This is a genomic window from Bradyrhizobium sp. BR13661 (assembly GCF_029892425.1).
Taxonomy (GTDB): domain Bacteria; phylum Pseudomonadota; class Alphaproteobacteria; order Rhizobiales; family Xanthobacteraceae; genus Bradyrhizobium.
In genome coordinates, this window is record NZ_JARXWB010000004.1 from 81,812 (window position 1) to 94,570 (window position 12,759).

The window sequence follows — 12,759 nt, forward strand, 5'->3', positions numbered from 1 at the left end:
CCTCCCGTGTCCTGTTGAGGCGCCGGCTTATGCCAGCGCCTTCAGTGCCGCCTTGCCGCCGTACAGCGCCTGCTTGCCGAGCTGCTGCTCGATACGGAGGAGCTGGTTGTATTTGGCGGTGCGATCGGAACGTGCAAGGGAGCCGGTCTTGATTTGACCGCAGTTCGTGGCGACCGCGAGGTCGGCGATGGTGGAATCTTCGGTCTCGCCGGAGCGGTGTGACATGACGGAGGTATAGCCGGCCTTGTGCGCCATCTCGACGGCGGCGAGCGTTTCGGTCAGCGTGCCGATCTGGTTGACCTTGATCAGGATCGAATTGGCGCGACCGGCCTTGATGCCTTCGGCGAGGCGCTTGACGTTGGTGACGAAGAGATCGTCGCCGACCAGCTGGCACTTGTTGCCGATCAGGTCGGTGAGCTCCTTCCAGCCATCCATGTCGTCTTCCGACATGCCGTCCTCGATGGTGACGATCGGATAGCGGCCGACGAGATCTGCAAGGTACTTGGCCTGCTCGGAGATCGAGCGGGTCTTGCCCTCGCCTTCATAGACATACTTGCCGTCCTTGAAGAACTCGGTCGAGGCGCAGTCGAGGCCGATCACGATGTCGGAGCCTGCCTTGTAGCCGGCCTTGCCGATGGCGTTCATGACGAATTCGAGCGCAGCGTCCGCCGAAGGCAGGTTCGGAGCGAAGCCGCCCTCGTCGCCGACATTGGTGTTGTGGCCGGCCTTCTTCAGCTCCGACTTCAGCGTGTGGAACACTTCCGCGCCGTAGCGCAGGCCCTCGGCGAAGGAGGACGCACCGACGGGCAGGATCATGAATTCCTGGAAGTCGATCGGGTTGTCGGCGTGAACGCCGCCATTGATGATGTTCATCATCGGCACCGGCAGGAGGCGTGCCGAGGTGCCACCGACGTAACGATAGAGCGGCATGTCGAGCGAGTTCGCGGCCGCCTTGGCGCAGGCCAGCGAAACGCCGAGGATCGCGTTGGCACCAAGCCGACTCTTGTTCGGCGTGCCGTCGAGATCGATCATGATCTGATCGATCTGGGCCTGCTGCTCGACATCGAGACCGCTCAGCGCCTCGAAGATCTCGCCGTTGACGGCGCCGACCGCCTTGGTGACGCCCTTGCCGAGATAGCGGGCCTTGTCGCCGTCGCGCAGCTCGACAGCCTCATGAGCGCCGGTGGAGGCGCCTGACGGCACCGCGGCACGGCCAAGCGCGCCATCTTCCAGCACGACGTCGACCTCGACGGTGGGGTTGCCGCGGCTATCGAGGATTTCGCGTCCGATGATGTCGATGATGGCGGTCATGAGGGCCTCTTTTCGGGGAACAAACGGGGGCAGTTGGCGGTGCTTCTACCGCAATGCATCGAAGCGGAAAAGGCCGGGTGACGGCCGCGCCACGATTGGCTATGAGGACCGCATGTCGAAAAAACCAAGCAAATCGAAGACCTCACCCAGCCTGCAGCTCGGCCGTGCCGTGGAATGGCCTGATGCGCCCGAGAAGGCGAAGCTTGACCGCGTGCCCAATCCGCAAGCCGGGACCGATTATCTGGTCCGTTTCACCGTGCCGGAATTCACCTCGCTCTGCCCGGTGACGGGCCAGCCCGATTTCGCCCATCTCATGATCGACTACGCGCCAGGCCAGTGGCTGCTGGAGTCAAAATCCCTGAAGCTCTACATCGCGAGCTTCCGCAACCATGGTGCCTTCCACGAGGACTGCACGGTGATGATCGGCAAGCGCATCGCGAGCGAGATCAAGCCGAAATGGCTGCGCATCGGAGGCTACTGGTACCCCCGCGGCGGCATCCCGATCGACGTGTTCTGGCAGACCGGCCGCGTGCCGAAGGGCCTGTGGGTGCCCGAGCAAGGCGTCGCGCCATATCGCGGGCGGGGGTAGTTGGGGACCAGCGCCGACGGTTCGACGGACTCGATCAACCGCGCTCTGTCGTCCGCGCGAACCGTTGACGTCTCCGACGTGAGATCGATTCTCTCATTCCGTAGCCGGCGCCGAAGCCAAAGGCGAACGTTGCAAGCAGTATCAACAATCCAGCCATCGTATCCCTCAGCACGAACCGTAGGTCGAACTGGGATGCCTCCGCAAGATTAGTAGAAATACCAGCGAAGTCCGGTTGGACTTAACGTTATCTGTAATTCCTGATGCGCACTCCCGAAACGCTGCCACGTCGCTTCCACTCGCCAACCTGATGCGAGTGGACGCCTCAAAGACTGTAGTCTGCCTCGAAACCATCTCCCCGATGCCGCAACCCGCGCCGCGACCAAATATTGCGAAAGCGATCAAGGGCCCAATCAAGGGCACGGTCAAAGATTGTTAGGTAACAGCGCGGATTTGAGGTCTCGGCCGTCCCCTTTTGTTCTTTGTTTCGGTCGTTGAGTCTTGGCGGATGGCAAACTCGTCAAGTCCCTTGCCGTTTCTCATCGCTTGTTTAAGCCACTTGGGTTGCAATCCGCGGCCGGCCCAGGTTTGAGTGGGATCATCGGGATTTCTGAATTTTGGTGCCAGCCTTGCGCCCTTGCGCTTTGCAGTCTTCGCAGGCGAGCGAAGAGGCAGGCCACGAGCGTGGCGACCCTGCGAAATTACGTTCAGCCTCCTGTCGATTTCGAGCATCTGCGCTCGCATTTTAGCGATCAGCGCAACCTGGACCTCCTGGTAGAGATGCCAAAGCTCGTCTGCCGACAACCCCAAAATCTGCTGCTTCAACATGGGAGGTTCGCACCCTACCGGATTTAGGAACATACAAATTCACGATCTCATTGCGAATTCGACAACAAAGACTGCCGTTAGCGCATTGAGGTCCGTGCATGCCGACTCATTTGTGTCATTCAATTGACGATCATCGATCGTTTCCCTGACACAGGACTGACATCAGCTATCGAATATCGGCAATCGAAGTCCGATCTTCGCCTCCCTCAGGGGGCGCGCGCAATTCTCGTTGCAGAGAACGGCGGCCGTCGGCCGGGCCGTCACTTACGCCACTTCCCTCACCCTGGTGATGAAGCTGTCCACCTCGCCCGTCAGCGAGCTCGACTGGCTCGACAGGTCGGCGGCGGCCTTCAGCACGCCGGTGGCGGCGCGGCCGGTCTCGTTGGCAGCCGACGAGACGGTTGCGATGTTGCGGGTCACGGTCGACGTCGCTTCCGCCGTGTGCTGCACGGTGTTGGCGATTTCGGCGGTGGCCTTGTTCTGCTCCTCGATCGCGGCGGCGATGACCCGGTTGATGCTCGAGACTTCCTCGATGGTCTTGACGATACCGTCGATGGCGGAGACCGCCTTCTGCGTCGCGCCCTGGATCTCGGTGATCTGGGCACTGATCTCCTCGGTCGCCTTCGCCGTCTGCGACGCCAGGTTCTTCACCTCGCTCGCCACGACCGCAAAGCCGCGTCCGGATTCGCCGGCGCGCGCGGCCTCGATGGTCGCGTTCAGCGCCAGCAGATTGGTCTGGCCCGCGATCGAGGTGATGAGGCCGATGACCTCGCCGATGCGGTCGGCTCCGTCGGCGAGTGCGCGCATGGTGCTGTCGGTCTCCTTGACGGTGACGACGGCATGCTCGGTGGCACGGCTCGCCTGCTCGACCTGACGATTGATCTCGCGGATCGAGGCATTGAGCTCCTCGGCCGCGGCTGCAACGGTCTGCACGCCGCCGCCGACCTGATCGGCCAGCGTCGAAGCCGAACCAGCCTGGGCCTGGGCTTCCGCCGCCGTGCTCGACATCGAGCGCGCCGTGGTCTCCAATTCGCCCGAGGCGCTCGACAGTGCCTGCACCATTTGGCCGATCCGGCTCTCGAACTGCCGCACGAGACCCGAGAGTTCGCCAGCGCGCTTCTCTTTCTCGGCGCGCTCGGCGGCCTGATCGCCGGAGAGACGCTCGGCCTTGATCATGGCGTCCTTGAACACCTGTAGCGCCAACGCGATGCGGCCGATTTCGTCGTTACGGTCGAGGCCCGGGACGTCGCTGGCGAAATCATGATCGGCAAAGCGCGTCATCACACCGGTGATCGCGGTCAGCGGCCGGGTCACGCGGTTGCGCATCAGCAGCAGGCCGCCGATCATCAGCGCCAGCGAGGCCGGCATCAACAGGCCGAACAGAATCAGGCTGAAGCGGGCGCGCGAGGCGCCCTCCTCCGCCCGCGCGATCATGTTGGCGAGCGCGGTCTGCGTGACGATGACGACGTTGTTGGCGCCAACGAGCTGGCGATCCCGGTAGTCGATGCCGACGACGCCGGCGGGCTCGCCCGCGAGCAGCTTGGTCGCAATGGCATTGCGCTCGTCGCTGAGCGCGCCGGAGATTTCTGGCTCGGCGGTCCGGATCGCCTGCAACAGCTCGGGTGAAGCCACGTTCGGGCTGAGATCGCGCACCACCAGCCAGGCCTGCTGGATGCGGCCGCGCAGGTCGGCGAACGCGACGCCGTCGGCTGCAGTCCAGGTCTTGTTGGCCAGGATCGAGGAAAACTGGGCGAGGATGGTCTGGCCGGCGTTGGCGCGGGCCTGCCAGGAAGCCTGCTTGGCAATCAGGAGGCGATCGACCACCGGATCGATCAGCGTCATTGCATTGTCGACATGGGCGGTGACGTCGCCGATCGCATCCATGAAGGCATCGCTGACCTTGGCCCAGCCAGGCGTCAGACTGGCTTCACGTGCGGCCTTGTCCTGCTTTAGAGCGATGATCGCGCGCGGCCGCAACTCCTCGAGCTGGGTCCAGATGCCGCGCAGCTTGTCGAGCTTCTCGGCAAGACCGGGCGCATCGACGGAGGCGAGGCTCTGCAACGCCTGCGCGTAATTCTTCTGCACGGTAGCCCGCTGCTCGGCGAGGCTGCTCATGACGCTGTCGGGCGCGGGCGCAGCCGCGGCGAGATAGCTCAGCGTGTCGCCGCGCTCCAGGCGGAAGATCACCAGCGTGTTGGTCAGGTCGCGGCTCGCAATCGTCAGCGAGACGATGCGGTTGCTGTCCAAGTACCGCGTCACTGCGAGCTTCAGCGCGTAGGCGCAGATGACGACAAGGATGAGGCCGAGAGATCCAACCACCGCTCCGAGAATGCGGGCGACCGAACGCTGCTTTTGCATCGACTGATCCATAGATGTTGCCGCCGGCTAGCGGTTCGGGCGGCACTCTACGGAGCGAACGGTGAGATTTGGTTTAAGATTGCAAGGATCGAGCAAGCCTTCGTTTCCGGGAAAATACGGAACAACGGTATTGTGATACGTCCATCAAGCGCGTGCGTCGGACGGCGCACGCTGCTTGAGCATCCGGGCGCAGACGAGGCCGAGCATCACCATGATTGCGGCGCTCGCAAACAACGTCGGCACCTTGCCGCCATGCTGCAGTCCGAGGCCATAGGCGATCGGGCCGACCGTCTGCCCCATGAAGAAGAAAAACGAATGCAGCGACATCGCGGTCGCCCGCGCCCCGATCGACAGCTCGCTGGCGAACACCTGCAAGCAGCCATGGATCATGTAGAAGCCCCAGCCCATCGCCAGCATGCTGGCGAATTGCACCTTCCAGCCCGGACCGAAAGCGAGCGCGCCGAGTTGCAACGCCACAAGGCAGCCGCCAGCGATCATCAAACCCTTGACGCCGAGCAGCGGCAGCATGCGCGAGACCGTAAACGTGTAGAGCAAGCCGCCGACCGCAAACCCCGCGATCACGATGCCCGCGATCGACAATGATTTTTCGCCGAGATCGAACAGGAACGCAGCGATGAAGGGAAACAGGCCGAACACGCAGCAGCCTTCGACGAACACGGCGGAGTAGCAGTATCGCGTGTTGGGATTGGCGAAGATGGTGCGGTAGCCCTGCCGCAGGGTTTTCAAATCGGTTTTCGGCGGCGCTGTCAGCGCGGCACCGCGGAAGCCTGCCGCAACCGCGACGGCCGCAATCAGGCCAAGCGCACCGAGGATCACGAGCACGCCGCGCCAGCCGATGAAATCGCCGATGATGCCGGAGGCGGACGCGCCGAGCAGATTGCCGGTCATCGACCCCGCCATCGTGCGCCCGATCGCGACTTGTCGCTTGGCGGGCGCAACGAGATCGGCCGTCAGGCCCAGCGCCACTGGAAACACACCGCCCGAGGCGATGCCGGCCAGAATGCGGCTCGCGAACAGGCCGGAGAACGTGGTCGTGAGCGCGCCGAGAATGCAGGCGGCACCGAGCAGCGCCAGGCACAGCGTCATCAATCGCGCTTTACCGAACAGATCGGCGGCGGCGCCAATCGCAGGCTGCACCAGCGCATAGATCAGGGCAAAGCCAGCCGCGATGCTTGCAGCCGTCGCGATGCTGATCGAAAAATCCTCTGCGATATGCGGCAGAACAGGATCAAGCGCGCGCGTCGACAACGCCGCCGAGAAGCCGGCGAGCGCGATGATGTTGATCGCGGGCGGAAACTTCTGGTCGGACGGCGGCCTGGTTACAGGCTGGTGCATCAGCGCGTAGTGCCCTTGGCCAGCGCGTCGAACGCCATCAGTCTGCGGATCAGCCCTTCGAACTCGCGTAGCGGCACCATGTTGGGGCCGTCGGACGGCGCGCGATCCGGATCGGGGTGGGTCTCGATGAAGACACCGGCAACACCGACGGCCACAGCCGCGCGCGCCAGCACCGGCACGAACTCGCGCTCGCCCCCGGAGGACGCGCCCTTCCCGCCCGGCTGCTGCACCGAATGGGTGGCATCGAAGATCACGGGCGCGCCGGTCGTGCGCGCCATGATGGGAAGCGAACGCATGTCCGACACCAACGTGTTGTAGCCGAAGGACGCGCCGCGTTCGGTGACGAGCACGTTGGGATTGCCGGCACTGGTGATCTTGCTCACGACATTCGTCATGTCCCAGGGCGCGAGGAATTGGCCCTTCTTGACGTTGACGACCTTGCCGGTTGCAGCCGCGGCCAGCAGCAGATCGGTCTGCCGGCACAGGAAAGCCGGGATCTGCAGGACGTCGACGGCTTGCGCGACCTCGGCGCATTGCGCGGCATCGTGCACGTCGGTCAGCACAGGCAGTCCGAGCGAGGAGCGGATCTCGGCGAAGATCGGCAGCGACTGCGCCAGGCCGAGTCCGCGCGCCGCCGACGCGCTGGTGCGATTGGCCTTGTCGAAGGAGGTCTTGTAGACGAGGCCGATCTTCAGCCGCGTGGCGATCTCCTTCAGCGCGGAGGCCACTTCCAGCGCATGCTGGCGGCTTTCGAGCTGGCATGGCCCGGCGATGATCGAGATCGGCAGATCATTGCCGAATTTGACCGAGCCGACGGTGACGACCGGCGCTGCAGATTGAGTGGTGCTCACGGCGCAAAATCCCTGTTTCGGCGCGACCATAGCGGCCGATTGGGTCGGATCAACCTCATTCGGCCCCGGCCGTCGAATATCTGGCCTTCGAATATCAGGGGGTTGCGCCGCAGCCCTCTGTCCGGAACGACCGCTACTTGACCGAAGAGAAAGCCGTCGGAGCCAGAATCTGGCTGACGATGTTGGCGACGATCTGGCCATCGGCCTCCGTCTTGGCACGCGCCTCGAGCCAGTCCGGGTCGGCCGCGAAGGCGCCCCACTTCGTCTCGCGCTCGGCAAGCGACTCCCAAGCCAGGAAATAGGTCAGCTCCTGGTTCGATTCGCCAATCAATGTGGTGAAGAACCCGGCCTGGCGGATGCCATGCTTCTCCCAGATTTTCAGCGTGATCGTTTCAAAGCGCTTCAGCAGCGCCGGCAGGCGCCCGGGCACGCAGCGATACTGGCGCATTTCGTAGATCATTCTCGTTTCCTCGCTGGACAGGTCCGGCGGTTATAACCATTGGCCATGACGCTGTCTTGAGCCCTGCCCGGCTGCCCCAGCGGCGTTTCGCGCATGGCTGGGCCACCCTCGGCCAAATCACCGCGTCCGGTTCCCGCAATGCTGCCGCAATGATCGGGCCGCTAGAATGGCTTGGTTGCAGTTAGGGTGCCGGCTCATGCGGATCTTGCTTGTCGAGGATGAAGTCGAGATGGCCAGTGCGCTGGCATCGGCGCTCAAGCGCTACGACATGGTGGTGGATCACGCCCCGACACTTGCGGATGCGGAAGAAGCGATTTCCGCCGACGTCCATGCCGCCGTGCTGCTCGACCGCCAGCTTCCCGACGGCGACGGCCTCTCGCTGATCCCGAAGCTGCGAGCGCGGGCCGACGGCGTGCCGATCATTGTCCTGACCGCGCGCGGCGAGCTCGCCGACCGTATCGCCGGGCTCGACAGCGGCGCGGACGATTATCTGTCCAAGCCGTTCGCGGTCGAGGAGCTGCTGGCGCGGCTGCGTGCGGTGTTGCGGCGGCCCGCGGGCCTGTCTCCGGACGTCATCCGCGCCGGCCGCATCGCCTTCGACCTCGGTCATCGCGAGGCCAGCATCGACGGCGAGCCGTTCGAGCTGCCGCGCCGCGAGTTGCTGGTGCTCGAAGCCCTGATCCGCCGGATGGGCCGCACCGTGTTGCGTTCGGCGCTGGAAGAGGCCGTCTACAATTTCGACGACGAGATCCAGTCGAACGCGCTGGACACGCATGTCTCGCGGCTGCGCCGCAAGCTCGCCGAAGCGGATTCCGGCGTGGAGATCCACGGCATTCGCGGCGTCGGCTATCTCCTGAAGAAACTGCCATGAGCAGGCACGACGATGCCTATTGCCTGCGCTCGCGATTGAGCTGGCGCCTGCTTGCGCTTCAAGCCGCACTGCTGCTGGCGCTGGTTGGCGTGGTCGTCGGTGCGCTCTGCGTCTCGGGCTTCGTGCAGGCGGAGCGCGACGAGGACCGCGTGATCGATGTCGTGCAGCGCGCGCTGGCACGCGACGCAGGCGGCGGCCTGATCCTGCAGTCGACGCCGGATCTGAAACAGCTGCGCACCGAGACACCGGACCTCTGGTTCCTGGTCCGCGACCGGCAAGGACACTCGCTCACCGAAGGCACCGTGCCGACCGAATTCGCAGCGATCGGCGGCGGCCTCGACCAGATCAGCCAGGCACGGCTTGGCTGGCAGATGTTCGAGGACGATCCGCGCAAGGCCGCGGCACGGATGAAGCGCGTCGACACCGATGCCGGCAATGTGCAGATCATCACCGCGACGCAAGGACGGCTGACCGGCGCCAAGGCGCTGCTCATGACCTCGCTGGCGTTTCTCGGCATCGCCCTGCCCGGCCTGCTGATCATGGGTACCGCGACCATCATCGCGACACCGATGATCGTGCAGCGCGCCTTCCGGGGGTTGGATGCAACCGCGGACCAGGCGCGCCGCATCGATATCCATCAGCGCGGCGCGCGGCTGTCGCTGGAGCGAATTCCACTCGAGGTCGTGCCGCTGGTCACCGCCGTCAACGATGCGCTGGCGCGGCTCGATCAGGGTTATATCAGGCACAAGCGTTTCGTCGCGGATGCCGCACACGAGCTGCGCACGCCGATCGCGATCCTGAACACGCGGCTGGAATCACTTCGCTCCGGTCCGGACAAGACCCGGCTGCTGGAAGACGCCGCGCGGCTGGCGACGCTCGCAGAGCAACTGCTCGACATCCAGCGGCTCGACCGCTGCGGCCATCCCTTCAGTCGCGTCGACCTCGTCGCAATCGCGCAGAACACCGCCGCCGACCTCGCGCCACTCGCCATTGCCGCCGGCTACGAGCTTGCGCTGGATGCGCCTGCGACGCCGGTCGAGACGATCGGTGACGCAGCGGCGCTGGAGCGGGCGCTGACAAATCTGGTGCAGAACGCGATCCAGCACGGTCCGCGCCGCGGCACGATCGGCATTCGCGTGAGCAAGCCTGCCTGCATCGAGGTCACCGACGAAGGCGCCGGCATTCCCGCCGATCAACGCGAGCAGATCTTCGAGCCGTTCTATCGGCTCTCGCCACTCGATCGTGGCGCCGGCCTCGGACTCAACATGGTCCGCGAGATCGTGCTCCTGCATGGCGGCCAGGTATCGGTCACCGACGGAGCCGACGGCGGCACTTGCTTCAGAATGACGCTGCCGCCAAACCGGCAAAGTTGATTCAATCCGCACGCGCAGCGCACCGCGCAATGCTGTCGCAATCCAGCACCGCGACATTGCACCCGCCTCACCTCTGATCCCAGGAGGTGCCATCGAGATGCCGGAGTGCACATGCCCAATGATTTTCTCTCCTTCTTTCTGTCATGGATGTCTTCGCCGCGCCGGGTCGGCGCCATTGCGCCTTCGGGCACGGCGCTCGCCGATCTCATCACGCGCGAGATCAGCGAAAAGACCGGTCCGATCCTCGAGCTCGGCCCCGGCACCGGCGCATTCACCTACAAGCTCCTGAAGCGCGGTGTCCGGCCGCAGGATCTCACGCTGATCGAATACGGCTCCGACTTCATGAAGGTGCTGCAGATGCGCTTTCCCGGCGCGCGTGTGCTGTGGATGGATGCGGCGCGCCTTGCGACAGAGCCGCTCTATGTCGGCGCGCCCGTCGGCGCGGTCGTGAGCGGGCTGCCGCTGCTCAACATGTCGACGCGCAAGGTGGTCTCGATCGTCAGTGGCGCCTTCAGCTATGTCCGCCCCGGCGGCGCGTTCTACCAGTTCACCTACGGCATGAGCTGCCCGATCCCGCGGCCGGTGCTCGACCGCCTCGGCCTGCGCGCAACGTTGGTGGACCGGGCCTTCCTGAACGTGCCGCCAGCCGCCGTCTACAAGCTGACGCGGCGGCCGCAGATGACGCTGATTGCGGGATCGCTGGCGGCGAAGGCTTCAGCACCGGTCGTGCCGGGATCTGCTACGCGGCCCAGCCGCGACGTTACCGTCGCATGACCGATCGAAGCGCAATGCCGATGCAGCTTGAGGCGCCGCTTGAACGTTCGCATTGAACGGCGGCGGCGCATCATCTCTACAACCTCTGAGTAGCAGAGGTGAAGCATGTCGGTCGGCGACAAAAGCGCCGCGCAGACCTATTTCGACACGACGCGCGAGCTTGCTGTCATCATTTACACCGAGCACATCGCCGCCAAACTCGAACTGGCAAGACTGAAGGGCGAAGAGTCTGCCGCGACGGCCACGTCGGCGCCGCGCCAGGCGACACCGCGACGACCGCCTACACCAGCCGGCTCTGCTTCGCCGCCGCCTCGATGAACGAAGCAAACAGCGGGTGCGGCTCGAATGGCCGGGACTTCAGCTCGGGATGGAACTGGACGCCGATGAACCAGGGGTGATCCTCGTACTCGACGATCTCAGGCAGCACGCCATCGGGCGAGAGGCCGGAGAATTTCAGGCCGTGCTGCTCGAGGCGGTCCTTGTAGGCGGTGTTGACCTCGTAGCGATGGCGGTGGCGCTCGGAAATCTCGGTCGCGCCGCCATAGACCTGCGAGACGCGGCTGCCGCGATTGAGCGCGGCGGGGTATGCGCCGAGGCGCATCGTGCCACCGAGATCGCCGGCCTGCGAGCGCTTCTCGAGCTCGTTGCCGCGCAGCCATTCCGTCATCAGGCCGACCAGCGGCTCCTTGGTCGGACCGAATTCGGTGGAGTTGGCGTCCTCGATGCCGACGAGATTTCGCGCCGCCTCGATGACCGCCATCTGCATGCCGAAGCAGATGCCGAAATACGGCACGTCGCGCTCGCGCGCGAACTGCGCCGCGCGGATCTTGCCTTCGGCACCGCGCTGGCCGAAGCCGCCGGGCACCAGGATGCCGTTGACGTGTTCGAGGAACGGCGCCGGATCCTCCTTCTCGAAGATCTCGCTCTCGATCCAGTCGAGATTGACCTTCACCTTGTTGGCGATGCCGCCATGCGAGAGCGCCTCGATCAGCGACTTATACGCATCCTTCATGCCGGTGTACTTGCCGACGATGGCGATGGTGACGTTGCCTTCGGGGTTGCGGATGCGCTCGTTGATCTGCTGCCAGCTCTTGAGCACCGGCGGAATCCGCGAGCCGATGCCGAAGGCGGCAAGCACTTCGTCATCGAGGCCCGCCCTGTGGTAGGCTTCAGGGACCGCGTAGATGCTGTCGGCGTCGCGGGCTTCGATCACGGCACTTTCGCGCACGTTGCAGAACAGGCCGAGCTTGCGACGCTCTTCCTTCGGGATCTCGCGGTCGGTGCGGCAGAGCAGGATGTCCGGCTGAATGCCGATCGAGCGCAGCTCCTTCACCGAGTGCTGCGTCGGCTTGGTCTTCAGTTCGCCTGCGCTCGGGATGTAAGGCAAGAGCGTGAGGTGAATGTAGATGGCGTGATCGCGCGGCAGCTCGTTCTTGAGCTGGCGGATCGCCTCGAAGAACGGCAGGCCCTCGATGTCGCCGACCGTGCCGCCGATCTCGACCAGCACGAAGTCGTAGTCGTCATTGCCTGACAGCACGAACTCCTTGATGGCGTTCGTGACGTGCGGGACGACCTGGATGGTCGCGCCGAGATAATCGCCGCGGCGTTCCTTGGTGATGATGTCCTGGTAAATGCGCCCTGTCGTGATGTTGTCCTGCTTGGTCGCGGGACGTCCGGTGAAGCGCTCGTAGTGACCGAGATCGAGATCGGTCTCCGCGCCGTCATCGGTCACGAACACTTCACCGTGCTGATACGGCGACATCGTTCCGGGATCGAGGTTGAGATAGGGATCGAGCTTGCGGAGGCGGACCTTGTAGCCCCGGGCCTGCAGCAGGGCACCGAGTGCCGCTGAAGCCAAACCCTTGCCGAGCGAGGAAACCACGCCGCCGGTGATGAATATGTACCGCGCCATGGGACCTAACCTCTAATCCCTCGAACTCGATTCGCCAAAGCGATTCGTATTCAGCCCCAAAGAATCTGTGGGCCTGTGG

12 protein-coding genes are annotated in these 12,759 nt (G+C 64.4%); 5 read left to right on the plus strand and 7 right to left on the minus strand.

The annotated features are described in order from the left end of the window. Positions 1–27: 27 nt before the first annotated feature. Entirely contained in the window at positions 28–1,311 is a 1,284-nt protein-coding gene (gene eno, locus M2427_RS08075) for a phosphopyruvate hydratase (RefSeq protein ID WP_212232588.1), read from the minus strand. A gap of 112 nt (positions 1,312–1,423) precedes the next feature. Between eno and queF the strand changes: the two genes are divergently transcribed. After that, entirely contained in the window at positions 1,424–1,900 is a 477-nt protein-coding gene (gene queF, locus M2427_RS08080; protein WP_258766772.1) for a preQ(1) synthase, read from the plus strand. A 432-nt stretch (positions 1,901–2,332) separates the two neighbouring features. Here queF and M2427_RS08085 read toward each other — a convergent pair whose 3' ends face one another. The 5 genes from M2427_RS08085 to M2427_RS08105 all read right to left on the minus strand — a co-directional run bounded on the left by M2427_RS08085 (position 2,333) and on the right by M2427_RS08105 (position 7,750). After that, a complete protein-coding gene (locus M2427_RS08085; protein ID WP_280705713.1) occupies positions 2,333–2,725 on the minus strand; it encodes an H-NS histone family protein in 393 nt (130 codons plus the stop codon). Between the two features lie 264 nt (positions 2,726–2,989). Continuing rightward, complete coding sequence (locus M2427_RS08090; protein WP_280705714.1) at positions 2,990–5,083, minus strand: HAMP domain-containing methyl-accepting chemotaxis protein; 2,094 nt, start codon at positions 5,081–5,083, stop codon at positions 2,990–2,992. A gap of 144 nt (positions 5,084–5,227) precedes the next feature. Beyond that, on the minus strand, positions 5,228–6,439 hold the full coding sequence (locus M2427_RS08095; protein ID WP_280705715.1) for an MFS transporter: 1,212 nt from the start codon (positions 6,437–6,439) through the stop codon (positions 5,228–5,230). Beyond that, positions 6,439–7,290, minus strand: a complete 852-nt coding sequence (kdsA, locus tag M2427_RS08100; protein WP_280705716.1) for a 3-deoxy-8-phosphooctulonate synthase — start codon at positions 7,288–7,290, stop codon at positions 6,439–6,441. The genes M2427_RS08095 and kdsA overlap by 1 nt, the downstream gene beginning before the upstream one ends. Before the next feature lie 133 nt (positions 7,291–7,423). Continuing rightward, positions 7,424–7,750 (minus strand): NIPSNAP family protein, encoded by a 327-nt coding sequence (locus M2427_RS08105; RefSeq protein ID WP_280705717.1) that lies wholly within the window; start codon positions 7,748–7,750, stop codon positions 7,424–7,426. Between the two features lie 196 nt (positions 7,751–7,946). On the opposite strand from M2427_RS08105, the gene M2427_RS08110 reads away from it, so the two are divergent. From M2427_RS08110 to M2427_RS08125, 4 genes are all read left to right on the plus strand, one after another. Further along, positions 7,947–8,621, plus strand: a complete 675-nt coding sequence (locus tag M2427_RS08110; protein WP_280705719.1) for a response regulator transcription factor — start codon at positions 7,947–7,949, stop codon at positions 8,619–8,621. Further along, positions 8,618–9,994: a HAMP domain-containing sensor histidine kinase gene (locus tag M2427_RS08115; RefSeq protein ID WP_280705720.1), complete on the plus strand. Its 1,377-nt coding sequence runs from the start codon at positions 8,618–8,620 to the stop codon at positions 9,992–9,994. Before M2427_RS08110 ends, M2427_RS08115 begins: the two co-directional genes overlap by 4 nt. A 111-nt stretch (positions 9,995–10,105) precedes the next feature. Beyond that, positions 10,106–10,768 carry an rRNA adenine N-6-methyltransferase family protein gene (locus tag M2427_RS08120; RefSeq protein WP_280705722.1) on the plus strand — a complete coding sequence of 221 codons (663 nt, stop codon included), beginning with the start codon at positions 10,106–10,108 and terminating at the stop codon, positions 10,766–10,768. A 105-nt stretch (positions 10,769–10,873) separates the two neighbouring features. Beyond that, positions 10,874–11,086 carry a hypothetical protein gene (locus tag M2427_RS08125; RefSeq protein ID WP_280705723.1) on the plus strand — a complete coding sequence of 71 codons (213 nt, stop codon included), beginning with the start codon at positions 10,874–10,876 and terminating at the stop codon, positions 11,084–11,086. On the opposite strand, the gene M2427_RS08130 is transcribed toward M2427_RS08125, so the two are convergent. Next, entirely contained in the window at positions 11,049–12,680 is a 1,632-nt protein-coding gene (locus tag M2427_RS08130) for a CTP synthase (protein WP_280705724.1), read from the minus strand. The genes M2427_RS08125 and M2427_RS08130 overlap by 38 nt on opposite strands. Between the last annotated feature and the right edge of the window lie 79 nt (positions 12,681–12,759).